The following is a 25332-nucleotide window of genomic DNA, read 5'->3' on the forward strand; positions in this document are numbered from 1 at the left end:
CATGAATTATACAATACAGGCTTCACAACGCACTCCCGCCCTGATCATTTACCTGATTGACATCAGCGCGTCGATGAACATGCTGATGGAGGGGCGACGGCGTATTGACGTTGTATATGAAGCTATATCGTTGGCGATCCGGCAGATGGTTTTCCGATCAACCAAAGGAAATCGGCTGACAGCGCGCTATCGGATTGCAATTTTGGCTTATAGTGACGACGTGTATGACCTGCTGAATGGTGTCAAGGGAATTGATGAAATCGCGGCCATTGGTTCGTTGCCCGATTTGACACCCAAACGATTCTCAGATTCAGCAAAAGCCTTCCTGCAAGCTGAGCGTATTTTGCAGGCAGAATTACCAGGGATGCAGGACTGTCCTGCACCTTTGGTCTGTCATATGACAGATGGGGTTTCCACTGGCGATGATCCGGAACCGATTGCGAAGCGCATTATGAGCATGAGTGTACCGGACGGTAATGTACTGGTGGAAAATATATTTTTATCCGACAGGTTGCTGGAAACGCCTATTCAGGACCCCCGTCGATGGAAAGGTCTGACACATAATACGCCGTTGCAGGATGAACATGCTGTGAAATTGCGTGATATGTCTTCTGTACTGCCTGAAAGCTATCGGGAAATGCTATTTGAGGCGGATTATCAGTTAGGTGAAGGAGCCATTATGATGCTGCCCGGAACCTGTGCGGAACTGGTGTCCATTGGGTTCCAAATGTCGGCCGCAACGCCTGTACGGTAAGGAGGTAAAAGCATGAATCCACTGCTGTCCCTGCTCCCCGCGAGCAAAAAAAAGGGAATGAATGCAAGGCTGACTCAGCAATTTGCTTACATAAGCTCTCAGACAGGCGATCAGCCTTTATCATCTCATCACAGTCGTTTTATGTGTCGTTATGGCTATGGAAGATCTGCCGAATCTGCCAGTATGGGGGAAAGCGGACAGGATTTCGCCGCAGTACGTATTCATAAATCCGTCTGTTGTTTTGTCTTGTGTGATGGTGTCGGGCTCAGTTACCGAGGAGATTTTGCAGCCCGCTATCTGGGTTCCTCTTTACTGGATTGGATGGAACGGGGACAAGATCTGTCTGCTGATCAGTTGAGGGGGTATCTTGAACGTTTGGCAGGTACAGCGGCAGAGGAACTGGATCGGCAGCCTTTGGATCATGAATCAGGCTTAATGCGCTCGGTATTGGAAGATAAACGTCGTCAGGGAAGCCAGTCCATGTATATTTGCGGTAAAATCGAACTGCCGAAGCGTGGTAGCCGTGGCCGTCTCCGACTTGCCTGGCAAGGGGATTCACGTTTGCGACTATGGAACGGTGCCGAGGAAATTAGCGAGCTGTTCGATCATACTTTTTCTACAGCGGAGCGCTGGTCAACAAGTCGTGGGCCGATTGGTGGGAAGCCTCATTGGTACGAAAGAAGTATACCCGCAGATATGCCGATGAGATTACAGGTGTATACGGACGGTTTATCCGATTTGGACCCCATTCGCGAGCCTGTCCCTGATGAGCAGATACAGGTATTGCTGGACGCATCCCATACCGGGGGACTTGATGATGATGCTGCATTTATTGAGCTTCAGTGGTAAATGAATAAGCAAAAGGACGTATGCATCCATATCCATGGTTGTATAACGTCCTTTTTTTGATGAATACATAGAAAAATACGATTCGTTAAGATATTTATAGAATGTAACGAGGAGGAGAAGGAAATACGCGCTAATGCGCGTAATATTCGTCCTTTTCTCAAATATCGCAAAGGAATAGCAAAAAATGCGCAAAAATGGTGATTATAAAGTATATCCTTTTGGGTAATCTTGTGATTATACAGATTACTGAAAGGGAGCGATACATATGAGCTACACATATGCAGGAGGCGCACGCTTTGAAGGCAAAACGGCTCTGATCACGGGGGCTGGTTCTGGCATTGGCAAGGCAACGGCCATTCAAATGGCTAGAGAAGGAGCGAATGTCGCTCTTTTTGACGTAAGTAATGAGCGTATTTTGGAGACAGAAAGAGAAATTAATGCTATACGTGAAGGGTCGGCGCGGGCATTTGACGTGGACATTGCCGATCCGGTGCGTGTGGAAAAAGCAGTTCTGGAAGCGGTTGAATTATTTGGCGGTCTGCATATCATTTTTGCTAATGCCGGGATTAACGGGGTCGTCGGACCGATCGAGGATCTGAGCATTGAGGATTGGCGGCAAACATTGTCCACGAATCTGGATGGTACCTTCCTGACGGTGAAGTATACAATACCACATTTGAAAAAGAACGGTGGCGGCAGCATTATTATTACCAGCTCCATTAATGGAAATCAGCGCTTTACCAGCTTTGGAATGTCAGCCTATAGCACATCGAAGGCGGGTCAAACCGGTTTTGCTAAAATGGCTGCGCTGGAGCTGGCTAAGTTCCGTATTCGTGTGAATGTCATCTATCCGGGTGCCATTTCGACCAATATTGATGAAACCACGGAGAAATCGGAAGGGTTAAAACAAATTACCATCCCCGTCAAGTTTCCTGAAGGAGGACAACCGTTGGCTGATGGACCGGGTCAACCCGAGCAGGTAGCTGATTTGGTGACATTTTTGGCTTCTGATCATTCGCGTCACATTACTGGCGCACAAATTGTAATTGATGGGGCAGAGTCGTTATTGTTTTAGAAAATAGAGCATTCTCTGGGACAGAGAAATGTTTTGTGGTATCCTGAGTGTATTGTCTTGGTTACGGTGCGAATGTGAAGCTCACATAAAAACCCCGGGTCCTTCGCACCTCGAAATTTGTCGAAATGGATTCGGATTAGCTTTCTTCGTTAGAAGTCAATAGTCGATTCAAGCTTTTTTGGCATCGTTTTTTTCGAAAATGCATGGAATTGATATCATTAGGGTATGAATTCCTTCATTTTCGCTGTCGCACTCTATATGAGTGCGTGGATTGAAATAAAAATACAGCGATTTGAGAGTGCTTACCTTCCTGAGTCGCACTCTATATGAGTGCGTGGATTGAAATATTTCAGCGGTTTAACTCATTAATAGTAGTAACGTCGCACTCTATATGAGTGCGTGGATTGAAATCTTGTGCCATCGTCGTCCACATAATTAATGTAGTGAGAGTCGCACTCTATATGAGTGCGTGGATTGAAATATAATAAGTCGAACCCGAATATCTATGTTTGTTAGTCGCACTCTATATGAGTGCGTGGATTGAAATTATAAAGTAACAGTTGATGAGCTTTTTTTTACCCTGTCGCACTCTATATGAGTGCGTGGATTGAAATTACGACGTCTGCCTTTTCCACACCGCCAGATTGTGCCGTCGCACTCTATATGAGTGCGTGGATTGAAATCTCCGAGTCTTTTATGAGACGATCAAGGTAATATCGTCGCACTCTATATGAGTGCGTGGATTGAAATCATCCTGCTTATTTAAATAATTGGCTACCACATTCCAAGTCGCACTCTATATGAGTGCGTGAATTGAAATACATAGGGAGTAGGGGGAAGATGCTGTTAAGCCTCTCGTCGCACTCTATATAAGCGTAGGATTGAGGGGTGAGCGAGGGACAGGAATGTAGGGGCATATTCTGCTTAGAATCAGTAAATGAAATTAGGCCGAATATATTTCAGTTTTACATCAGATCATATATCCTACATATATCGAGAATCTTCAGAGATAAACTTCTGGGGATTTTTTTGTTTCTGTGTAATTTAGTTCATATAATAAAAATTTATGATATTTTATTTATTTGAAATTAATTTGTTAATAAATACAAAACAAACATGATATAAATGGGTCTTAGCTAAGAAAGCGCATTTATAGTATTCATCGACAGAGAGGTAGAGATATTCGGTTGGTGAAGGGAAGTTGCGCGTATTATGGTGGTGAGAATGGCACCCAGCATTTTATTGGATTATTTGCTTAAGAAGTTCAAGGTATAATTCTAAAAAGCGGTAACTGACTTGTATGTGTCTCCTATACAGCAGTATAGCAATATCTTAGGTAAACAGGAGGAAGAGAGTAGGACGAAGAAACGGAATTTATATTTTTTGAAAAATGAAAAAACCCGCTAAGGGCGGGCTTCTCTAATACAATTATATAATTTTCAATCCACGCTATACAGCGACAAGCCGAGTGTATCATAAATTGTTATTTTAAAGCAATTTTTTATTAAAGAGATAACCTATGCAAAATGTGATTATTGTTATTTTTTAGGGATATATGTTATTGTGTGATTTATATCGTTCTTATAGAATTTAATTAGAATTATCATTGGACTTGGGATGATATTTTATTGATAAACATTAATCAAGTATAACTATAAAGGAGTGACCAAAAATCGTGAGAAAAAGCAGTTCAAAAAAAGTGGATTGTCGGAACGAAATTATTATAGTGTTACCAGTAGATTTATTAGATCGAGATGAGCTATTGGATTATTTTCGTGCCAAAGGGATACTTGCCGACGAAATTGGAATTTGGAATAATATATGTGAACCAGATGCTAAAGAGAAATTTAAACGGATGGAAGAAGAACTTAGAGATACGAAGCGAAAATTAAGGGCGCTTGCTAATGAAGTCAAACGAAAGAATTGTGCAATAGCAGACATTATTACTCCGATAATACTTGGAGAAAAGATCAAATTTTAAAGATAAAACAAACTTAAAGTGGACTTCATTTGCGGTATTTAATTCAACAATGCTCATACCCCAATTGGACAAGGAGATTAAAAAATGCAATATATCGCCCACATACGGGAAAGCGACCAAGAGATTCAAACGGTTGCCGAACATCTATTGGAAACCCGACAAATAGCTGAAGCCTATGGAGACAAAATAGGTATTCGACATATCACCGGACTCGCTGGCATGCTTCATGACTTGGGGAAGTACACGGAAAAGTTTCAAAATTACATACGTTTGGCGGTACAAAATCCTGACAATCCACCGAAACGAGGAAGTGTAGATCATTCTAGTGCGGGTGGAAAGTTATTATTTAATCTTTTTCACATTCAACCTAAAGGCACATTCGATAAGCAGGATTTATTTATCAAATATGTATTGACCGAAGTTGTAGCAAACGCTATTATTTCACACCATTCTTATTTGCAGGATTTTTTAAACCCACAGCTGGAATCAAGATTTTTGTATCGGGTGCGTGACCTAGAGATAGAGGGGTTTGAAGATGCAGTAACGCTTTTCTATAAGCAGGTCATGGAGGAATCTACATTTTTTGATTATGTGAATCAAGCAAAGGCTGAGTTGGATCAATATATGAACCGAGATGATGAGGCAGATTTTGAACTCAAATTGATGTATTTATCCAAGTTTGTGTTTAGCGCTTTGATCGATGCAGATCGAACCAATACTCGCTGCTTTGAAGAAAATAAGAACACGGGCGATAAGATCGCAGTTGAAGCAATGAATTACCAAAAGTTATTTCATGAGTATTACGAAAAATTAATGATGCACATCAGATCCCTACAAGCAGCCAAGGATGCCAATACACCTATTAATCTACTTCGAAAAGAAATGTCCGAACAATGCGAACAGTTTGCAGAAAGGCCCTCTGGAATACATACGCTCTCGATCCCCACAGGCGGTGGAAAGACGCTCGCCTGCTTTCGTTATGCCTTAAAACATGCTGTAACATTTAAGAAGAAACATATTATTTATGTCGTTCCATTTACGACCATTATTGAACAAAATGCCCGAGAAGTTCGCGAAATAATAGTGGACGATGCGAATATTCTGGAACATCATTCTAATGTGGTCATGGACGATGTAGAAGAGGGAGAGAGTAATGAGCTTGAAGATGTAGTTGTGAGTACGCGCCAAAAATTAAAGCTGGCTAAGGACAATTGGGATTCGCCGATCATTTTCACCACAATGGTGCAATTTTTAAATGTTTTTTATGCTGGCGGCAGTAGAAATATTCGTAGACTTCACAATTTAAGCGAGTCTGTCATTATTTTTGATGAAGTACAAAAAGTTCCTACTCACTGTATTTCATTATTTAATCAAGCAGTGAATTTTTTGAAAACATATGCTCATTCAGGTATTGTTCTCTGCACGGCTACACAACCCGAATTGGATTTTGTACATAACAAGCTAGAGATCGAACCAGATGCAGAAATGGTGCATGACCTGAACCATGTTATAGAAGCGTTTAAGCGGGTTGAAATTGTGGATAAAGCAACGGATATGAAATTTAATACGGAGAAACTTGCCGACTTTGTTGAGGAAAGACTTGCTGATGAACAAAGCGTGCTCGTTATTTTAAATACAAAAACAGTGGTGAAAAACCTATATCACAGATTAAAAGAAGAAAGCGGTACAGTCCCGATCTACCATTTAAGTACATCCATGTGTCCAGCTCATCGCAATTCCATATTGGAGAAAGTTAAAAATCACCTGCAACATAAAGAGCCTGTCGTTTGCATCAGTACACAATTAATTGAAGCGGGAGTGGATATCAGTTTTAAGTGTGTCATTCGGTCCTTGGCTGGTTTGGATTCCATTGCTCAGGCGGCGGGCAGATGTAATCGCCACGGAGAAGATAGAATGAAGCAAGTATATGTCATTGATCATGAAGAAGAAGATCTCAAGCGATTAAAAGAAATCAGAATAGGTAAAGAGATTTCCAGAAAAATGTTCATTGACTTAAAACGTAACAAAACTTGCTTAGGCGGAAACGTATTATCAGCTCAGTCCATGGAAATATATTTTCAAAAATATTATTCCGAGTTAAAGACCGACTTAAATTATTTTATTCCTAAATTGAGAAAAAACATGACTGAACTATTATATGCCAATCGTATAGAAAATACTTATTTTCAATCTTATTGCAAAGAAAATGAGACGATTCTTCCCTTATTCTTAGCGAATAGCTATAGGACCGCAGCGGACAATTTTCAAGTCATTGAGGATCATACTACGGCGGTAATTGTTCCTTATGGGGATGGAGAAAAAGAAGGAAAGGAGATCATCGCGGACCTAAATGGACAGCAAAGCATAGAAGACCTTACCGATTTGTTACGCAGGGCACAGCAATTCACTATTAATATATTTAACTATGAGAAAGACCGATTAGATCAAAATAAGGGGTTAGTTTCTTTTTTGGATGGAAAAATATATGCACTAACCGATGGAGCTTATGATGACAGTTATGGACTTAACCTTGAAAATGATAGTCTGCATAGTAGATTTATCCTTTAAAAACACTTTAATTGGGTCTAGGGACTTATATTCTACATTGACTGACCCTGCCAAAAGTAATATTCTGGTACTGGGTTTAGAAAAAATAGTCATAGAAAGGAGGTAAATGCTAGTTGAGAAATGCGATCGAATTTAAAGTTTATGGAGATTATGCACTGTTCACAGATCCACTAACCAAACTTGGTGGTGAGAAATTAACTTATAGTGTCCCAACATATCAGGCGTTAAAAGGTATTGTCGAAAGTATTTATTGGAAGCCTACGATTATGATGGTAATAGACAAAGTTCGTGTTCTTCATGCTATTCGGATGGAATCCAAAGGCGTTCGCCCCATCGAATATGGCGGTGGTAATACCCTTGCTAATTATACTTACTTGAAAGATCCCTGTTATGAGGTTCAGGCTCATTTTGTATTTAATCCGCATCGTCCCGAGATGGAATATGACCGTAATGAGAATAAGCATCATAACATTCTCAAGCGATCATTACTTGCTGGTGGACGTAGAGATATTTTTCTAGGTACACGAGAATGTCAAGCTTATGTAGAGCCTTGTGAATTTGGTATAGAAGCAGGTTTCTACGATAATTATGGTGACATTCATTTAGGCAATATGGTACATGGGATTAACTATCCAGATGAGACAGGCAGGGATCAAATGGAAGTCCGTTTGTGGAATCCAGTAATGAAGGACGGAGTCATTGATTTTATTCGGCCGGAGGAATGCACACAAGTTCGCACAATAGCGAATATGCAACCTAAACGGTTTAATGAAAATAACGTTCAATCCGCTGATGAGCTGCTTGCGCAATGGGAAGGGTGGGAAATTAAATGAGCTGGTTGTTAAATTTATATGAAACGTATGAATCTAATCTTGACCATGTTGGTGTGATTGAGAAGAAACATAATGATCGTGAATATACATTGTTGCCTATTTCCCACACGACCCAAAATGCGCAGATCGAAGTCGAAGTTACAGAACAAGGTGATTTTCATTCAGCCAGGATATTGGATAAAAATGAGTTTAGTACATTGATTCCTTCTACTGAAAAATCCGCCAGTAGAGCCGGCTCTGTCATATCACCTTATCCGCTGCATGATAAATTAAGCTATGTTGCCGGAGATTTTGTAGCATATGGTGGAAAAATAAAAAAAGAAGAGCCGTTTTCTGCTTATATTCAGCAGTTAGAAGGCTGGGCTACTTCAGATTATGCCACTTCAAAGGTGAAAAGCATATATCGTTACTTAAGCAAGCGCCGCCTGATTAAAGACTTAGTAGACGAGTCAATTTTATATCTTGATGCGGATCAGAAATTAATAAGTACATGGGACAAGAAGTACGAACCTATACATGGGGAAAAACCACCTATATTTACAGCGGTTCCTGGTGAACAAGAGAGCGTATTCATTCGTTTTAATGTGTACTCTCCAGATAAAGTTTTAGCTAAAGTTTGGGAAGATAAAGAAATGTATGATTCATTTGTTGGTTACTATAGCCAGTTGCTGGGAGAAGAAGACATTTGCTATGTTACCGGAAGGCAGCTCCCTAGCACAGACAAGCATGCCAATAAAATCAGAAATTCCGGGGATAAGGCGAAGTTGATTTCCGCCAATGATACGAGTGGATTCACGTTCAGAGGACGATTTGCCCACAGTCATGAAGCTGCAAGTATCAGCTATGAAGTATCTCAAAAGGCTCATAATGCCTTAAAATGGCTCATTAACCGTCAAGGTAAAGTCATGGAGCAACGTGTTTTTCTAGTGTGGGGAAATGATGAACCGAGTATTCTGAATTTTACCGAAAATGATAATATCTTTGCAATGGGCTTGCCATCCAAGGCTAAAGAAATAAAAAGTCATACAAACGAAGAGTTTGCTTTTGAATTAGCCAAAGCGTTAACGGGTTATGCCAATACACTAGCTGTCAAATCTAGTTCCAAAGCAAAAGTCAATATTCTTGTACTTGACTCAGCAACAACAGGACGGATGGCTGTGATCTATTATCGGAATTTGGATAAAAAATTGTATTTTGAAAAGCTTATTCACTGGCATTCCACCTGTGTATGGCTTCATCGCTATCAGAAGGATGAGCAAGGTGAATATTTACAATTTTGGGGTGCTCCAGCAACGAAAGATATTGCTTTTGCAGCATACGGTTCAAAGGCTAATGATAAACTCGTTAAGGGTTTGATGGAACGAATGCTCCCCTGTATAGTAGATGGTCAAAACATTCCTCAGGATATTGTGAGGAGTGCTATTAACCGCGCCTCTAGCCCGGTATCCATGGACAAGTGGGAATGGGAGAAAACACTGAGCGTGACATGTGCTTTGGTTAACCAACGGGAGGGATACAATGTGGCATTAGATAAAGAAAATATGGATCGCAGTTATTTATTTGGCAGACTGTTGGCGATAGCAGATGTGATGGAACGAAGCGCATTAGACAAGGATGAGAAACGATCTACAAATGCAATCCGATATATGAATGCATTCTCACAACATCCAGAAAGAACCTGGAGGACCATTCAGAATGCCTTGCAGCCACATCAGGCCAGACTTGGTAAACGCTTAAGCTATTATTCCAATATGATTGATGAAGTGCTTCACAAAATCCCCTTCAACGAATTCAACAATAAACCATTGACCGGGAAATACTTGTTAGGACTCAGTAGCCAACGCTATGAAATCTACCATAATAATCATAAAAAAGATCTTGAGGGTAATAACGACAACAAAGAGAACAACACCTTAGACATGAATGAACAGCAATAATCCTAAGTAACTTTAAAAATATGTGGGTACATTAAAGGAGAGTAATCATATGTCCGTGTTGGATCACAAAATTGATTTCGCAGTTGTATTGTCGGTTACTAGAGCAAATCCCAATGGCGATCCCCTGAATGGTAATCGTCCGCGGCAAAATTATGATGGTTATGGTGAGATTTCAGATGTGGCTCTGAAACGGAAATTGAGAAATCGTCTGCAAGACATGGGAGAGTCTATTTTTGTTCAATCGAATGATCGTAAATCGGATGCTTTTAATAGTTTAAGAGAACGTGCAGATGCCAATCCTGAATTGGAAAAATTCTTCAAGGGCAAGGAAGGCTCAAGTGATGAATTTGCTAAAATTGCCTGTCAGGAATGGATAGATGTTCGTAGCTTCGGTCAAGTATTTGCGTTCAAGGCGGCGAGTAAGGGAGCAGGAGTGTCCGTTGGGGTAAGAGGGCCTGTATCTATACATACGGCAACCAGTATAGATCCTATTGATATTACAAGTATGCAAATTACAAAAAGTGTAAACTCCGAACCAGGGAAAGAAAGAGGTTCCGATACGATGGGGATGAAGCATCGGGTGGATTTCGGCGTGTACCTTTTCAAAGGAAGTATCAATACGCAGCTAGCTGAAAAAACAGGGTTTACCAACGAAGATGCTGGAAAGATCAAGGATGCGCTGATTTCGTTATTTGAAAATGATGTCTCATCCGCTCGTCCTGACGGTAGTATGGAGGTTCATAAAGTCTATTGGTGGGAGCACAATTCCAAACTCGGAAAATACTCATCTGCTAAAGTACACCGATCTTTGGAAGTGAAACCGAAAGAAAATGTAAGTGCAATTGACAAATCGTTTGATACACATTATGAATGTATATTAACACCGCTCGAAGGCTTAGAGGTCCAAGAGTATGCAGGGCTATAACGAAGAAGATTATTTGCTGCTATCCGGTTTACAGCATTTTAATTTTTGTAGAAGGCAGTGGGCGCTTATTCACATTGAGCAGCAATGGGAAGAAAACGTGCGGACGATTGAGGGCAATCATTTGCACAGGAAAGCCGATCAGCCCATGATTCGTGAAAAAAGAGGGGATAAGCTCATCGTACGCGCGTTACCTGTACATTCCAGAGAGCTTGGAATTACGGGAATCTGTGACGTGGTGGAGTTCATATGTGATCCCTTTGGTGTTCCGCTTGCAGGGGAGGAAGGTACCTACCTTCCTTTTCCTGTTGAATACAAGCGTGGCAAACCGAAACGAAATGACTCGGATCATGCACAATTGGTCGCACAAGTGATGTGTCTTGAAGAAATGCTCGTGTGTGAGATTTCAAAAGGCTACTTTTATTACGATGAGATCAAACACCGTGTAGAGGTCATCATCACGGCGGCTGACCGAGAGCGTGTGCGTACAAGCTTGCAGGAAATGCGGCATTATTTTGAACGAAATCATACACCTAAAGCCAAAGCGGGACCACACTGCCTGAGCTGCTCAATACATAACATATGTGTTCCCGAAATATTGAATAAAAAATCAGTTTCAAGCTTTATTGAAAGCAGGATAGCTGAATGAAAAAACTACTAAACACATTATTTGTGACCATTCCAGATACGTACTTGTCACTAGATGGGGAAAATATCGTGATCAAACAAGAAGAGTCCATTCTTGCACGGTATCCTTTGCACAATTTGGAGGCGGTTTGCACTTTTGGCTATTCAGGGGCCAGTCCAGGCCTCATGGGAGCTTGTGCAACACGCAATATAGACCTAACCTTTATGACACGAAGCGGACGCTTCCTGGCGAGAGTTACCGGGGAAAGCCGGGGAAATGTGGTACTGAGAAAAGAACAGTACCGGATTTCCGATGATGATAGAAGAAGTGCTCTTGTAGCCAGAAATATGATTATAGGCAAAATATATAACCATAAATGGATTTTGGAACGGGCAACGAGGGATTATCCACTTCGTATTGATACGGAACGCATGAAGAAGGTGACCGCTTCTTTGACAGAGATCATGAAGCAAGTCCGAGAAGTGGAGGAACTGGACATTTTACGCGGTTTGGAGGGGACGGCGGCAGTTCAGTACAATTCCGTGTGGGATGAGCTGATCTTGCAGCAAAAAGATGATTTTTACTTCCATGGGCGCCATAAGCGCCCGCCGCTAGATAATGTGAATGCCCTATTATCTTTTGCCTATACACTGTTATCCAACGATATGAAATCTGCACTGGAAGCTGTCGGTCTGGATGCTTATGTAGGTTTTCTGCATCGAGATCGTCCAGGGCGAGCCTCCTTGGCACTGGATGTGATGGAAGAGCTTCGAGGAGTATATGCCGACCGTTTTGTCCTTACATTGATTAATAAAAAATTGATTCATGGGAAAGGATTTTACAAAAAAGAAAACGGGGCTGTGATGATGGACGATGATACGAGGAAAATCGTATTGAAGGCATGGCAAGAACGAAAACAGGAAAAAATGATTCATCCTTATTTGAATGAGAAAATGTCTTGGGGACTGGTGCCCTATTCACAGGCTTTGCTCTTGGCTAGATATATTCGGGGAGATCTGGACGAGTACCCTCCATTTTTGTGGAAGTAGGTGTGAACACTTGCTCATTTTGATCACGTATGATGTAAGCACAGTAGACAGAGAAGGTAGAAAAAGACTGGCAAAGGTTGCGAAAAAGTGCGTAGATCACGGACAAAGGGTGCAAAATTCTGTGTTTGAATGTATTTTGGACTCGACCCAGTTCCGCAGTTTAAAGTATGAACTCGAAGAATTAATAGACCCAAAAGAAGACAGCTTGCGCTTCTACAACTTAGGAGATAACTACAAGAAGAAAGTAGAGCATATAGGGGCAAAGGAAGCTTACGATATGGAAAGCCCACTAATTTTATAAGGTGCGAATGTGAAGCTCACATAAAAACCCCGGATCCTTCGCACCGCGAAATTTGTCGAAAAGCAATTAAATCAGTTACCTTCAGTAAAAGTCAATGGTTGACTCAAGCCTTTTTGGCATCAGTTTTTGCGACAATGTGTGGAATTGATATCATTAGGGTATGAATTCCTGCATTTTCGCTGTCGCACTCTGTATGGAGTGCGTGGATTGAAATTCTTTCAAGAATGAAATAACTTCCGTTTCATCAGGGTCGCACTCTGTATGGAGTGCGTGGATTGAAATAAAACCTCCTTCCATATAATATTGTTCGGTAGCCGTCGCACTCTGTATGGAGTGCGTGGATTGAAATTTATCCCCTATGGGGCTAGAAATTTTTATTTGAAGTCGCACTCTGTATGGAGTGCGTGGATTGAAATCTCCTGGCTACTGCGGACATAATGGAGCTAAGCAGTCGCACTCTGTATGGAGTGCGTGGATTGAAATTGCAGCAACCTCTTCATCCGACTTCTCTTCGATTAGGTCGCACTCTGTATGGAGTGCGTGGATTGAAATGCAAAAAAGGAGGAAAAAGAGTGAGAGTTACAATGTCGCACTCTGTATGGAGTGCGTGGATTGAAATCATGTTGGTGTTTGCGAGCCGGAGAACGGCGCACGTCGCACTCTGTATGGAGTGCGTGGATTGAAATTAATGTTATCGAGACATAAACAATGTTTTAAGCGTCGCACTCTATATGGGTGCGTGTTGGAGACGTAGTATATTTCATAAGGAGGTTTTGTATTGGCTCCGGCGCATTATCGCTACTTTTTGGAGTAAGGAAGAAGACAATGACGCTTTTGAGGCAGGTGTTCAATCTCTTCTAATGAAAATCTCAGAACAATACAAACTAACGTATGGCGAAAAAACACAGCTGCTTGCTTCAATGATACTAGAGTATTCGAAATACGTAATAAGATGCGAACGTCACAGTACAATGGATGAAGAAGGAATGTGGGAGTAATTGAGACAAATGCGGCACTGGAGTTGAACGAACTGGACTTGATAGAGGAGAGGAGGAGAGAATGAAAACTTCTGTATGGCTACATAATTATACTCAATTCACAGCCCTAGGACCTATTAGCACCGAAAACAGTACCATTTTGCGTGGCTCTAAGGGGGGAAGAGCAGCCACCTTAGAGCCAGTACATCCCGCCAAGGAATTTAGTAGCAGGACGGCGTGTTTTTATTGAGTGAGTTAATTTGTCCGAAAAGGCACATATAAGTTATTACCTGCCAGTCATTATTTATATTTTTCTAATACACTTTTCTTCAGCTCATTATACTGATTATTAGTAGCTTGTAATGTTTTTTCTTCTGCATCACTCCCAGACAAATCATGCTTTCCTTGTTCTAAAGCATTAATCCAATATCCACCAAGCGGCTCACTCCATACTAAAAATAAGATGTATTCCTTCCCTTCTTGCATTGGTGTGTAATCTTCATAATTCATTCTAATACTGCCCTGTTTGTCTTGGATCACATAGGTAGGCTCGAATGCTACAAGTTCAGAACCGATTTCCTTTTTTATGGAATCTTTATATACTTTAGTTACTTTGACCTTAGTTTCTGTTCTACCTGAAGGCCCCCAATCAAAATTTTCAATGACATTTTTGCTTTCTCCGGTTGCAATGACTTTAACTACAGCATCGGATTGAGCTTCCGCATCATCTGCATTTGTGAAAATTGCATGGTTGGCTTCAATTTCACCTGTACGTAATATAGATGAAGGGTCTTTCATAGCAATTAGATTAGCATTATGTTGGGCTTGCTTACTTATTGCCGCACTATTTGAATATGAATAGGAGAAAATCCCCATCCCAAGTGCTAGAGAAGCAGCGACCGTCAATACCAGTTTTTTCCTCATGTTTAATTCCCCCATTTCTTAACCACATGTGAAGTATCTGTTGATGTAGGTGATGAGAGAGCATATCTACCTGATTTCATCCAATGTTCTCCTGCATGAGCAGGAGCATTTTGAAAGTGGTTTAAGCCAAGTACATGACCAAGTTCGTGACCAGCATTCATAAATCTTTCTGATTGTGACCAGCCGCTTGTCCAGCCTGCATCTAATACAACTCTAGCCACATCATAATTTGACCCATTTGTTATGGCTCCAGCGTCAACTTGCTGTCCGTTAGAAAGAAAGTAAGAGGTTGATCCGTAAGTACCTCCAGGAAGTGAGTAATTCCCGACATAAACTTTTAATTTTGCACTTGAGGAACTTCCAGAACTCCATCCAATTCTAGATGATGTTGCATCCCACTTACTTTTCGCATTGTCTACAGCACCAGTTTGGCCGTATGTTGAAAGAGATGAATCGTACCAATAGGAGATATTACTTGCCCCACCTGATATAGAACCAATTTTAATATGCGCGGCTCCAGTGTCAGCGCTTACTGTTGCTGCCATTAAAGATAAAACAAATGTCATTGAAGTGATAATCAATTTCGTTTTCCATTTCACTTTTCTCAATGTTTGTTCCTCCTATGGAATTTTTTATAAATCAACGATCAACTATATAGACGTTGTTATTCAGCAAAAAGTTTCCATATTATAATATTTATTGTCATTTTTTATTTCAGTAGCCTTGATAAGAGGAGGAGAATGAAAGCCTCTGTATGGCTACATAATTAGAATGGCAAAAGTAAAGCTGATCCCTTCTTGGATCAGCTTTACTTTTAACTCAATTCACACCCTACGACCCATCTGCAAGGAAAACAGTACCATTTCACATAAGGGATTCTATGGTTTTAGCGTTCTTCCCTTAAAGAGAATATACGACAGCTCATGTTTGATAATTTTATTATTCTCAATTGTTTTCACATAATCTATGTCATATTCGCGAGTTACAATTTCATCCTTATCTATATTGGGTCTTTTACGATTTCTATTTTCCCGGGCTGTGCTATTGTCAGAAAAAATAAAAGTAGTATTTAAATCTTCAATGCTCTCACTAATCTTTTTCCCTGTCACATTCTTAGCTGTAATGGCCAGATGAATTTTTTCTCCCATGGTCAATTTGTACGATAACAACTGGAATGCATTTTCATTTTCCACTTGTTCTCTAAAATGATCAGAATCTTCTACATTCTCCATCATAGGTGTCTTCATCAATTCTTTCCCAGAGAGGGAATACAGTTTATTTTGCTGATCCCATTCCTGGTGTATATCTAAGTGCTTAGTAAGTACCCCTAAAGGCACAAACATCGCATTTTTATAAAGTACAGGGACGGTATCCATCACGGACGTGTTCGAGTCGGTAACAATCTCAGTGGAGTTCATTTTAAACTCAACCTTGTGTGTTCCAAACTTAATTGTAGCCGTGTTAGAAGTTGGGTTAAACTTAGTCTGTCCTCCCAACAAATCATTAATGGATCTCAAATGCACCATATAGCGATTGTTCTGATCAATATAAGGTGCTTTGGGGGCTGTGAACAAGACATAGTAATTGTTAATCTTCAAAAATGGAGTGCTTGGAGCTATACTCTGAGCTGACATTTTTCCTGTATTGGGTTGAGAAAAACAAAAAAACAATGCACCTATAAGCATAATTCTGAACAACATCTTTCCCACAAAATTTCCTCCTTAAAAGAGAGGGGCGAAGCAGCCCCTCTCATAAAAATTCAGTCTAAAAATATACTGTCTGTTTCCTCTCCTCCATGCACGTAATCCACTTCAACTTTCTCCGTGGCATAGAACAATAATCATAGGTTTGACTGTTACGCCAAGGGATATTATCTTCTGAATTTGAACCGATATAGGATGTGGCCCAACGAACTCTTCTAATGTAAGATCCATCATTATAGTCTTGTCGATCTTGTATCTGCCCTATACTTGTCGTTCTTTTGATAAGGTTACCGTTGCCAGTAGCAGTCCAACCTGGGGCCGGCTCGACATAGCTCCTACTTATCTTTTCACCGTCTGCATAACCTGTTACAGTCAAGGCAATGTTACCGTCAGAAGGAACATAAAATTTCATTTGTACTTCCTGATCGGGTTCAAAACGTGGCTTAAAAGTATAAGGGTTCTTCACACCTTCAATAAGCATAAAAGGAGCCCAGTCATTATATTTTGTACTATGCTGCAAACCAACATCAACCGCCATATTGGTGTTACTCCAACCACCCATATAGATAAATCCTGTGCTTCCATTATAACCACTATTATTATCACGAATCTCTCTAGCACTTGGTAAATGAACCCGTGTACTAGCCCATGCAAACCCTATATGTGACCATACCGAACGATACGGCCCGTTTCTCAGGTCTCGACATTCAGGAAAGCTCGCGGAGTTAGTGCTAAAATCCATTGGTGTTAATGAGTGATTTCCCATACACGCTGGTTTAGGCTGTAATACGGGTAAAGTATATAACTGCCCCGTTGAATCTTTATACCTATTATTTTTATACGTAGTATCAGTTACGGATGTGAGGGATGAATTCGAATTCTTATACGTAACCTGACTCACTGGTTCCAGGGGGATAACTTCCTGCGTTAAACTTTCCTTGTTTACCAGCACTTATGATGTACATTCAATCTCGTATGATGATGATATAAACAGGGACTATTGAGGTATTTATATGAAAACTGGATTATATTATCATCCAGGCAGAATTAAATCTGACCAATATCCTGTCATCATGAACGCATGGCATCACAGAGAAGTGGAGGAGCTGGTGATTTTACGCTGTTTGGAGGGGAGGGAGGCGGTTCAGTACAATTCCGTTTGGGATGAACTGATTTTGTAGTGAAAAATTGATTTTTACTTCCATGGACGCCATAAGCGCCTGCCGTTAGATCATGTGAATGCTTTGTTATCTTTTGCCTATACACTGCTGCCCAACGATATGAAATCAGCACTGGAAGCCGTCGGCTTGGATGCTAATGTAGGTTATCCGGGATGAGCCTCCTTGACACTGGATATGATGAAAGAGTTTCGAGGCGTATGCCGGCTGTTTTGTCCTGTTTTTGATTAACAAGAAAATGATTAGATAAAGGATTTTACAAAAAAAGAAAATGGGCTGTCATGATGAAACGATGATATAAGGAAAATCGTAATGAAGGCATGGTACAATGAAACAGGATAGGATTATGTATCTCTATTTGAATGTATTTTGGATTTGACCCAATTTAGACGTTTAAAGTATGAACTAGAAGAATTAATAGACGAAAGAGAACTTAGCCTGCATTTCTACAATTTGGGTGATAGCTATAAAAAGAAGAAGAGCATATAGGGGCTAAGGAAGCTTCCAATATGGAAAGCTCACTGATTTTATAAGGTGCGAATGTGAAGCTCACATGAAAACCCCGGGTCCTTCGCACCTCGGAATTTGTCGAAAAGTATAGAAAATGCTATCAGTGAGAAAAAGTCAATGGTTAATTTAAGCCTTTTAGACATTGCTTTTTTCGAAAATGCATGGAAATGATATCATTAGATAATCAATTACTGCATTTTCGCTGTCGCACTCTATATGAGTGCGAGGATTGAAATTCCAGTAGCTTTTTAGTAGACCCACCCTTGCCTATGGTCGCACTCTATATGAGTGCGAGGATTGAAATGGTTTTGGTTGGCTGTACTGCTTCTGCATCTAAAGTCGCACTCTATATGAGTGCGAGGATTGAAATTATGACGAGATGGTACTTGTCTATCAACAACTTAACGTCGCACTCTATATGAGTGCGAGGATTGAAATCGTTACAAGCACGATATCCCCCGCCTGTAGATCTCCGTCGCACTCTATATGAGTGCGAGGATTGAAATTCCTGCATTGCTACTATTGCAACACAGAAAAAAAGTCGCACTCTATATGAGTGCGTGGATTGAAATCTTTTTGATCTTTAACTCTCATAAGCGCATTACGTCGCACTCTATATGAGTGCGTGGATTGAAATATGATGAATGGAGGACGTCCTCAAGAAAGAAATAGGCGCACTCCATGTGACAATTGACGATGCGGCAGGATTCACGGTCAGTCGTTACGGCATATGGTTTTGTTTGACTGGTATGCTTTGCATAGTTCTCAGGGCTTCAGCCGCAGAAGGAAGAAAATAAAATCGAAGTGAAACGATCTTTGTGATATGTACAATGCTCGCAATGGGCGCGATGAGAGGCAATGATGCGGGGGAATGAGGCAAGAATATGAGGGCGTACAGGGGATAAAATGCGGAAGAACCACCGAAGGATGAAAAATCCAGTGCGGTGGTTCTTTTTTTTCACTCGTCTTGTATGCCATCATTATAGGGGGAGGCGATGAAGAATGTTCCAGGATTTCAAGCTCGTAAGTGACCGCCCGGTCTCGATACAAGTAAAAGAATACGTCAATCGTTTAATTATAAAAGGGGCGCTTCAGGCGGATCAGAAGCTGCCTTCCACACGAGAAATGAGCGTTCTGCTTAAGGTGAGCCGCAATACAGTCATTGCAGCCTATGAAGGCTTGGAGGATGACGGATTTACGTATGCGATTCCCGGAAAGGGGAGTTATGTGGCCGCCATGGTGGGCCAGTCGGCCGTAGATAACGGAGGATCTGACGGTTCTGCCACCTGGGAGGTCGACTGGAAGGCAAGAATGAACGAGTATGCTGTATCGGCTGTTGATCTGGATATGATGAAGCAGGGCATTCGTGCCCAAAAGGGAACTATCTCGTTCACAAGCATCGCTCCGGATGAGCAGCTGTTTGATCTGGGGGATGTAAGGCGAGCTTTTATGGATCGGATGGCAATCGAAGGGCAGGTGCTGCTCAACTACGGCTATGCCAAGGGCTACAAGCCGCTGATTGATTATCTGATGCATTATATGGAGAACAAAGGCGTTGATATAATTGGCAAGGATATGCTGATTACAGGCGGGTTTACAGAAGGCTTTGACATTGTGCTGTCGGCTTTACGCCCTTCTGCACGCCGTGGAGCGGCAATTTGTGAAAATCCGACCCATCACACAGCGATCAAAAATTTGAAGTTGCAAGGATTTGAGATTACCGGCATTCCGATGGAGTGTGACGGTATTGATGTAGAGCGGCTAGAGGAGGTACTGCAGAACAATAGCTTCGATTTGGCCTATTTGACTCCTTCCTATCATAATCCGACAGGCATCGTCATGTCGCCGGCAAAGCGCAGCGCTGTTATGAAATTAATGGCACGCCATCAGATTCCGGTGATCGAGGATGGATTCAATGAGGAGCTGCGTTACTCGGGAGCGCATATTGCGCCCTTAATAGCGACAGCAGGCCAAGGGAACGGAGTAATCTATATTGGCAGCTTCTCCAAGGTGCTGTTCCCTGGCTTGCGTGTAGGCTGGGTGCTTGGAGACCGAGCACTGATTGACACTCTGGAAAGCATTAAGCGTGCGCGCACCATTCATACCTCAACAATCGATCAATCGATTTTATACCAATATATGCTTAACGGAAATTTCGATAAACATGTAAAAAAAGCACGTACAGAGTATAAGCGCAAATATGAGCTGACAAAGACATGCTGTGAAGTACATCTTCCTGAGGCGCAGGTAACTGGTGACGGGGGCTTGCATTTGTTCCTTACCTTCCCGACAGGCGTAAATACACGCCAGCTGCTAGAAGCTTGCAACGAACAGGGCGTCATTTTTACACCGGGAGACAAGTTTTTTATTCAAGAAGGCGAAGGGACGAATACATTGCGGCTTGGGTTTTCACGAGTAACGGATGAAAATATCGAACGGGGTATTCAAATAATCGGCAAACAGACACGTAACTTTCTTAAAGCATAATGGTTAGAAAAGAGCTACAGAGACGGAATATTGTTCTGGAGAAGCACCAGCGATCAAAAGAACAATCCGTAGCCACATAAAGATTTTGAAGAAAAATGAGGTGTCATGATGAAAATTGGCGTTATTATGGGCGGTATTTCCTCTGAGCGTGAGATTTCTCTGCAGACAGGTCAAGAGATGATCAATCATTTGGATCGCAGCCGTTATGAAGTGGTTCCAATGGTGATCGAGCAGCGAGCGGATTTAATCGCGCAGGTCCAGCAGACAGGCATTGATATCGCGCTGTTGGCACTGCATGGTCAGTATGGCGAGGACGGCACGGTGCAGGGAGCGCTGGAGACGCTGGGCATTCCCTACACAGGCAGCGGTGTCCTGGCAAGCAGCTTATGCATGAATAAGCAGTTGTCCAAGATGCTGTTGAAGGCAGCGGGTGTGCATACGCCTTCAGGCCTTTACTGGCAGGGGATGGACGATTATGATCCGCAGGTGGTGGAGCGTTTGGGCTACCCGGTTATTGTGAAGCCGAATACAGGGGGATCCAGCATTGGCATCCAGCTTGTACAAAATGAGAAGGAGCTGCTACCAGCTGTTCAGGAGGCTTGCAGCTTGGATCAAGCGATCTTGATTGAGCCCTATCATAAAGGGAAGGAGGTTACCTGCTCCATCGTAGATGGCGAGGTATTACCGATTATTAGCATTAGCTCCGCTCGTTCGAAGTGGTTCGACTACAAAGCAAAATACGAGGTCGGCGGCGCTGAGGAGAAGGTGGTCGAGCTTCCTCCTGTTATTGAGCAGCGTGTGCGCGAGGCGGCACTGGCCAGCTACCGGCTGCTGCAATGTAAGGTCTATGCAAGGGTCGATATGATTTTGTGTCAGGATAGACCTTACGTGCTGGAAGTGAACACATTACCGGGAATGACCGCCAACAGCCTGCTTCCGAAGAGTGCGGCAGCTGCGGGTATAACCTTTACACAGCTACTGGACCATATTATTGCCAGCTCGCTCCATGAGCGGAAACAGGAATGGGGGATGGCGTAATATGTTTAGTGAAAAGGGGACAGGGCGGTTTGTATCCTCGCGTGTACGGGATATTCGGCCATCGGGAATTCGCGCTTTTTTTGATCTGAATGCAGCAGGCGGAGGTACAATCGCCCTTGGGGTCGGAGAGCCTGATTTCGTTACACCGGAAAAGGTACGTGAAGCTTGCATTCAGGCATTGCGTGAAGGACAGACGAAATATACTTCGAATGCCGGCTTGATGGAGCTGCGGGAGGAGATCTCGGCTTATTTTTCCAGCAGCTTCGCGCTTTCCTATGACCCTGAGCAGGAAATGATTGTGACGGTGGGGAGCAGTGAAGCCGTCGACCTGGCGCTGCGAGCAGTGATCGATCCGGGTGACGAGGTGCTGATTCCAGCACCAAGCTATATTGCCTATGAACCCATTACCCATCTGCATGGCGGTAAAATTGTAGAGGTGGCGGCTACGGCAGAGGAGCAATTCAAGCTGACCCCGCAAGCGCTGCAAGCGGCAATTACACCTCATTCAAAGGTTTTAATGATCAATTATCCCTGTAATCCGACTGGAACAGTTATGACGGAGCAGGATTGGCTGCCGATGACAGAGCTCATTATCAAACATAATCTGGTCGTCATTTCGGATGAAGTGTATGCCGAACTGACTTACGGGAGAAAGCATGTCAGTATCGCCTCTTTGCCGGGCATGAAGGAGCGTACGATTGTCATCAGTGGTTTTTCCAAAGCATTTGCGATGACAGGCTGGCGGGTAGGCTATGCGTGCGGTCCGCATGAGCTGATTGCCGGCATGCTGAAAATCCACCAGTACACAGCCATGTGTGCGCCCACCATTGCACAGATTGCCGCGCTGGAATCATTGCGCCATGGCTTGGCTGCCAAGGATGAGATGATGGCGAGCTACAATGAACGTCGCAAGCTGTTTGTGGCCGGCTTGAATGCAATCGGGCTTGCTTGTCATGAGCCTGAGGGGGCTTTCTATGCCTTCCCTTCAATTACTTCTACTGGCATGTCATCTGAGCAGTTTGCACTTCGTATGCTGAAGGAAGCGAAGGTGGCGGTCGTACCGGGACATGTATTCGGATCAGGCGGAGAGGGCTTTATTCGCTGCTCATATGCAGCCTCGCTCGTCGATTTGGAGAAGGCGCTGGAACGGATGGGAAGGATTATGCAGGTAATGCAGCCGGTATGATGAACAGGATTAATAACTCAACTTTTGCCGAACGTTTTCATAAAATATTTTACAAATACCTTTATGATTTTCGAAAACATAAAGGTATTTTTCTGATCAATGTAGTGGATATTTCCGGATGTATTTACCCAAAGCCAGAACATTCAGCTTTGGTGTTAACTGGTGGGACCCTGCTTTTAAATGAGCTATCGATGAATTAAATATATTCGAATGTGCGCTTACTCCTTCACAGGTGGCAGAACTGGCAGAGGTGAAATAAGTCCAGGCAGGTATTTGTTGCTAAGCCAAAAAGCGAGTCTGTCCAGGTGCGAATGTGAAGCTCACATGAATTCTCCGAGAGATTCGCACCTCAGATTTTGTCGAATTATATCGAATGTGAACAAGTTTTAAACGATCGCAAGAGGATGAGGTAATATTAGATGCGTTTTTGCCAAAATAACGCTAGAATGGTACTTAAATAGGAGGCATTTGACCCATTTTCGCTGTCGCACTCTATATGAGTGCGTGGATTGAAATATATCCGTGTCGCCTGACGGCAAGGGCCGCTTAGTCGCACTCTATATGAGTGCGTGGATTGAAATCTATAAGGAGGGATATAACACATTGGATACATGGTCGCACTCTATATGAGTGCGTGGATTGAAATGCTCTTGGACGGAATAAAGCCGAAATGGAACGGGGTCGCACTCTATATGAGTGCGTGGATTGAAATCGCTCAGTCTGCTTCACTTGTTCACCACCTTGGGCTGTCGCACTCTATATGAGTGCGTGGATTGAAATTACGAGTAATACACGTTCAATCCTGCGCGCATAAACGGTCGCACTCTATATGAGTGCGTGGATTGAAATCTTCAACGACAAAAAAGGCTCATACCGAATAATTGTCGCACTCTATATGAGTGCGTGGATCATGACGGAGCAGCCGCCACTTGGTCGTACGAGTGGAGAGCGCCTCTTTATCCGAAATCATGAAGGGGTCCGTGAAGTGAGGAGCTGGAGATTTTACGTGGTTTGGAGGGAGACGGCGTTGGTTCAGTACAATTCCGTGTGGGATGATCTGATCTTACAGCAAAAAGATGATTTTTATTTCCATGGACGCCATAAGCGCCCGTCGTTAGATAACGTGAATGCCCTATTATCTTTTGCCTATACACTGTTGTCCAACGATATGAAATCCGCACTGGAAGCTGTCGGTCTGGATGCTTATGTAGGTTTTCTGCATAGAGATCGTCCAGGGCGAGCCTAATTGGCACTGGATGTGATGAAAGAGCTTAGAGGAGTAAATACCGACCGTTTTGTTCTTACATTATTAACAAAAAATGATTCATGGCAAAGGATTTTACAAAAAAGAAAACGAGGCTGTCATGATGGACGATGATACGAGGAAAATCGTATTGAAGGCATGGCAAGAACGGAAACAGGAAAAAATGATTCATCCTTATTTGAATGAGAAAATGTCTTGGGGGCTTGTGTCCTATTCACAGGCTTTGCTCTTGGCTAGATATATTCGGGGAGATCTGGACGAGTACCCTCCATTTTTGTGGAAGTAGGTTGATCTTGTTAATACTAATTACGTATGATGTAAGTACATTAGATAGAGAAGGCAGAAAAAGACTGGAAAAGGTTGTGAAAAGGTGCGTAGATCACGGACAAAGGGTGTAAAATTCCGTGTTTGAGTGCATTTTGGATTCGACCCAGTTCCGCCGTTTAAAATATGAATTAGAAGAATTGATAGACAAAAAAGAAGACAGCCTGCGTTTCTACAACTTTGGAGATAGCTATAAAAAGAAAGTAGAGCATATAGGGGCTAAGGAAGCTTACGATATGGGAAGCCCACTGATTTTATAAGGTGCGAATGTGAAGCTCACATAAAAACCCCGGGTCCTTCGCACCTCGAAATTTGTCGAAAAGTATTAAAATTACTATTTATCCGTAAAGTCAATAGTTGATCCAAGCTTATTTGACATCAGTTTTTGCGACAATGTGTAGAATTGATATCATTAGGGTATCAATTACTGCATTTTCGCTGTCGCACTCCATGTGAGTGCGTGGATTGAAATCCACAGCTTGCCCATATTAGCTCGGTGTACGATTTCAGTCGCACTCCATGTGAGTGCGTGGATTGAAATACCTTATCTATAACTTTGAAGATTATAAACAAGGTCGCACTCCATGTGAGTGCGTGGATTGAAATCAGTTAATGGAAAAACAATCGACAAAGCTATTGTGGGTCGCACTCCATGTGAGTGCGTGGATTGAAATAAGACAATCGAAGAATGGCGAGATATCGACACTGCGTCGCACTCCATGTGAGTGCGTGGATTGAAATTGTAGTTCTACTAGCTGAAGCTTACCGTCTTTATGTCGCACTCCATGTGAGTGCGTGGATTGAAATAATCGAATAGGCTGTGAGGTTGTAGCTTTCTGCGTCG

21 protein-coding genes, 2 pseudogenes and 5 CRISPR repeat arrays (1 of these 28 cut by a window edge) are annotated in these 25332 nt (G+C 42.4%); of the genes and pseudogenes, 19 read left to right on the top strand and 4 right to left on the bottom strand.

Annotated features, from left to right (window positions below):
* Position 1: 1 nt before the first annotated feature.
* The 11 genes from JOE49_RS15925 (at position 2) to cas2 (JOE49_RS15975) (ending at position 12897) form a co-directional block, all read left to right on the top strand.
* Positions 2 to 754, top strand: a complete 753-nt coding sequence (locus JOE49_RS15925; RefSeq protein ID WP_013309992.1) for a vWA domain-containing protein — start codon at positions 2 to 4, stop codon at positions 752 to 754.
* A gap of 12 nt (positions 755 to 766) precedes the next feature.
* The gene (locus JOE49_RS15930) at positions 767 to 1603 is read left to right on the top strand and encodes a hypothetical protein (protein ID WP_023988268.1); all 837 of its coding nucleotides are present in this window, start codon (positions 767 to 769) and stop codon (positions 1601 to 1603) included.
* A 265-nt stretch (positions 1604 to 1868) separates the two neighbouring features.
* Positions 1869 to 2678 carry an SDR family oxidoreductase gene (locus JOE49_RS15935; RefSeq protein ID WP_023988269.1) on the top strand — a complete coding sequence of 270 codons (810 nt, stop codon included), beginning with the start codon at positions 1869 to 1871 and terminating at the stop codon, positions 2676 to 2678.
* Between the two features lie 246 nt (positions 2679 to 2924).
* A CRISPR array of direct repeats spans positions 2925 to 3498; the repeat unit is 32 nt; unit sequence GTCGCACTCTATATGAGTGCGTGGATTGAAAT.
* A gap of 855 nt (positions 3499 to 4353) precedes the next feature.
* Positions 4354 to 4659, top strand: a complete 306-nt coding sequence (locus JOE49_RS15940; RefSeq protein WP_209941817.1) for a hypothetical protein — start codon at positions 4354 to 4356, stop codon at positions 4657 to 4659.
* Between the two features lie 84 nt (positions 4660 to 4743).
* The gene (gene cas3, locus JOE49_RS15945; RefSeq protein ID WP_209941819.1) at positions 4744 to 7227 is read left to right on the top strand and encodes a CRISPR-associated helicase Cas3'; all 2484 of its coding nucleotides are present in this window, start codon (positions 4744 to 4746) and stop codon (positions 7225 to 7227) included.
* Positions 7228 to 7340: 113 nt separating this feature from the next.
* Entirely contained in the window at positions 7341 to 8060 is a 720-nt protein-coding gene (gene cas5c, locus JOE49_RS15950; RefSeq protein ID WP_023988272.1) for a type I-C CRISPR-associated protein Cas5c, read from the top strand.
* Positions 8057 to 9997, top strand: coding sequence for a type I-C CRISPR-associated protein Cas8c/Csd1 (gene cas8c, locus JOE49_RS15955; protein ID WP_209941821.1), 1941 nt, complete (start codon positions 8057 to 8059; stop codon positions 9995 to 9997). Before cas5c ends, cas8c begins: the two co-directional genes overlap by 4 nt.
* Positions 9998 to 10046: 49 nt before the next feature.
* Positions 10047 to 10922, top strand: coding sequence for a type I-C CRISPR-associated protein Cas7/Csd2 (gene cas7c, locus JOE49_RS15960; protein ID WP_076156845.1), 876 nt, complete (start codon positions 10047 to 10049; stop codon positions 10920 to 10922).
* Positions 10909 to 11568, top strand: a complete 660-nt coding sequence (gene cas4 / locus JOE49_RS15965) for a CRISPR-associated protein Cas4 (protein ID WP_209941823.1) — start codon at positions 10909 to 10911, stop codon at positions 11566 to 11568. Before cas7c ends, cas4 begins: the two co-directional genes overlap by 14 nt.
* On the top strand, positions 11565 to 12596 hold the full coding sequence (gene cas1c / locus JOE49_RS15970; RefSeq protein ID WP_209941825.1) for a type I-C CRISPR-associated endonuclease Cas1c: 1032 nt from the start codon (positions 11565 to 11567) through the stop codon (positions 12594 to 12596). Before cas4 ends, cas1c begins: the two co-directional genes overlap by 4 nt.
* A gap of 10 nt (positions 12597 to 12606) precedes the next feature.
* Positions 12607 to 12897 (top strand): CRISPR-associated endonuclease Cas2, encoded by a 291-nt coding sequence (cas2, locus tag JOE49_RS15975; RefSeq protein ID WP_023988276.1) that lies wholly within the window; start codon positions 12607 to 12609, stop codon positions 12895 to 12897.
* A gap of 181 nt (positions 12898 to 13078) precedes the next feature.
* Positions 13079 to 13583: direct repeats of the CRISPR family, unit length 33 nt; unit sequence GTCGCACTCTGTATGGAGTGCGTGGATTGAAAT.
* Positions 13584 to 14174: 591 nt separating this feature from the next.
* On the opposite strand, the gene JOE49_RS15980 is transcribed toward cas2 (JOE49_RS15975), so the two are convergent.
* The 4 genes from JOE49_RS15980 to JOE49_RS15995 form a co-directional block, all read right to left on the bottom strand.
* On the bottom strand, positions 14175 to 14798 hold the full coding sequence (locus JOE49_RS15980) for a hypothetical protein (RefSeq protein WP_068940699.1): 624 nt from the start codon (positions 14796 to 14798) through the stop codon (positions 14175 to 14177).
* A gap of 2 nt (positions 14799 to 14800) precedes the next feature.
* Positions 14801 to 15406 (bottom strand): hypothetical protein, encoded by a 606-nt coding sequence (locus JOE49_RS15985; RefSeq protein ID WP_209941828.1) that lies wholly within the window; start codon positions 15404 to 15406, stop codon positions 14801 to 14803.
* Positions 15407 to 15676: 270 nt separating this feature from the next.
* Positions 15677 to 16498 carry a copper amine oxidase N-terminal domain-containing protein gene (locus JOE49_RS15990; RefSeq protein WP_245248679.1) on the bottom strand — a complete coding sequence of 274 codons (822 nt, stop codon included), beginning with the start codon at positions 16496 to 16498 and terminating at the stop codon, positions 15677 to 15679.
* Positions 16499 to 16562: 64 nt separating this feature from the next.
* A complete protein-coding gene (locus tag JOE49_RS15995) occupies positions 16563 to 17267 on the bottom strand; it encodes a YrpD family protein (protein ID WP_348635900.1) in 705 nt (234 codons plus the stop codon).
* A 247-nt stretch (positions 17268 to 17514) separates the two neighbouring features.
* Here JOE49_RS15995 and JOE49_RS26805 point away from each other — a divergent pair, with 247 nt between their 5' ends.
* The 8 genes and pseudogenes from JOE49_RS26805 to cas2 (JOE49_RS16030) all read left to right on the top strand — a co-directional run bounded on the left by JOE49_RS26805 (position 17515) and on the right by cas2 (JOE49_RS16030) (position 24748).
* Complete coding sequence (locus JOE49_RS26805; RefSeq protein WP_348635863.1) at positions 17515 to 17682, top strand: hypothetical protein; 168 nt, start codon at positions 17515 to 17517, stop codon at positions 17680 to 17682.
* Positions 17683 to 17736: 54 nt separating this feature from the next.
* Positions 17737 to 17838, top strand: a complete 102-nt coding sequence (locus tag JOE49_RS26810; RefSeq protein WP_256703524.1) for a CRISPR-associated endonuclease Cas1 — start codon at positions 17737 to 17739, stop codon at positions 17836 to 17838.
* Positions 17839 to 18054: 216 nt separating this feature from the next.
* Positions 18055 to 18168, top strand: a complete 114-nt coding sequence (locus tag JOE49_RS16005) for a CRISPR-associated endonuclease Cas2 (protein ID WP_231517282.1) — start codon at positions 18055 to 18057, stop codon at positions 18166 to 18168.
* Positions 18169 to 18393: 225 nt separating this feature from the next.
* A CRISPR array of direct repeats spans positions 18394 to 18826; the repeat unit is 32 nt; unit sequence GTCGCACTCTATATGAGTGCGTGGATTGAAAT.
* 365 nt (positions 18827 to 19191) lie between these two features.
* Positions 19192 to 20676 (top strand): aminotransferase-like domain-containing protein, encoded by a 1485-nt coding sequence (locus JOE49_RS16010; protein ID WP_209941835.1) that lies wholly within the window; start codon positions 19192 to 19194, stop codon positions 20674 to 20676.
* Positions 20677 to 20784: 108 nt separating this feature from the next.
* The gene (locus JOE49_RS16015) at positions 20785 to 21714 is read left to right on the top strand and encodes a D-alanine--D-alanine ligase (protein WP_209943639.1); all 930 of its coding nucleotides are present in this window, start codon (positions 20785 to 20787) and stop codon (positions 21712 to 21714) included.
* A gap of 1 nt (position 21715) precedes the next feature.
* The gene (locus JOE49_RS16020; RefSeq protein ID WP_076294868.1) at positions 21716 to 22900 is read left to right on the top strand and encodes an aminotransferase class I/II-fold pyridoxal phosphate-dependent enzyme; all 1185 of its coding nucleotides are present in this window, start codon (positions 21716 to 21718) and stop codon (positions 22898 to 22900) included.
* A 484-nt stretch (positions 22901 to 23384) separates the two neighbouring features.
* Positions 23385 to 23750: direct repeats of the CRISPR family, unit length 32 nt.
* 137 nt (positions 23751 to 23887) lie between these two features.
* Positions 23888 to 24450: pseudogene (gene cas1 / locus JOE49_RS16025) on the top strand (CRISPR-associated endonuclease Cas1); the annotation flags it as partial.
* 7 nt (positions 24451 to 24457) lie between these two features.
* Positions 24458 to 24748, top strand: a pseudogene (gene cas2, locus JOE49_RS16030) (CRISPR-associated endonuclease Cas2).
* A gap of 180 nt (positions 24749 to 24928) precedes the next feature.
* Positions 24929 to 25332: a CRISPR direct-repeat array (repeat unit 32 nt; unit sequence GTCGCACTCCATGTGAGTGCGTGGATTGAAAT); it runs 564 nt beyond the window's last position.

Source organism: Paenibacillus sp. PvR133 (assembly GCF_017833155.1).
In the GTDB taxonomy this organism is placed as follows: Bacteria; Bacillota; Bacilli; order Paenibacillales; family Paenibacillaceae; genus Paenibacillus; species Paenibacillus polymyxa_B.

Coding starts and splice junctions, on each gene's coding strand:
- JOE49_RS15925 (WP_013309992.1), top strand. CDS start 2: ATGAATTATACAATACAGGCTTCACAACGCACTCCCGCCCTGATCATT.
- JOE49_RS15930 (WP_023988268.1), top strand. CDS start 767: ATGAATCCACTGCTGTCCCTGCTCCCCGCGAGCAAAAAAAAGGGAATG.
- JOE49_RS15935 (WP_023988269.1), top strand. CDS start 1,869: ATGAGCTACACATATGCAGGAGGCGCACGCTTTGAAGGCAAAACGGCT.
- cas3 (WP_209941819.1), top strand. CDS start 4,744: ATGCAATATATCGCCCACATACGGGAAAGCGACCAAGAGATTCAAACG.
- cas8c (WP_209941821.1), top strand. CDS start 8,057: ATGAGCTGGTTGTTAAATTTATATGAAACGTATGAATCTAATCTTGAC.
- cas7c (WP_076156845.1), top strand. CDS start 10,047: ATGTCCGTGTTGGATCACAAAATTGATTTCGCAGTTGTATTGTCGGTT.
- cas4 (WP_209941823.1), top strand. CDS start 10,909: ATGCAGGGCTATAACGAAGAAGATTATTTGCTGCTATCCGGTTTACAG.
- cas1c (WP_209941825.1), top strand. CDS start 11,565: ATGAAAAAACTACTAAACACATTATTTGTGACCATTCCAGATACGTAC.
- JOE49_RS15980 (WP_068940699.1), bottom strand. CDS start 14,798: ATGAGGAAAAAACTGGTATTGACGGTCGCTGCTTCTCTAGCACTTGGG.
- JOE49_RS15990 (WP_245248679.1), bottom strand. CDS start 16,498: ATGTTGTTCAGAATTATGCTTATAGGTGCATTGTTTTTTTGTTTTTCT.
- JOE49_RS15995 (WP_348635900.1), bottom strand. CDS start 17,267: ATGGGAAATCACTCATTAACACCAATGGATTTTAGCACTAACTCCGCG.
- JOE49_RS26805 (WP_348635863.1), top strand. CDS start 17,515: ATGAAAACTGGATTATATTATCATCCAGGCAGAATTAAATCTGACCAA.
- JOE49_RS16010 (WP_209941835.1), top strand. CDS start 19,192: ATGTTCCAGGATTTCAAGCTCGTAAGTGACCGCCCGGTCTCGATACAA.
- JOE49_RS16015 (WP_209943639.1), top strand. CDS start 20,785: ATGAAAATTGGCGTTATTATGGGCGGTATTTCCTCTGAGCGTGAGATT.
- JOE49_RS16020 (WP_076294868.1), top strand. CDS start 21,716: ATGTTTAGTGAAAAGGGGACAGGGCGGTTTGTATCCTCGCGTGTACGG.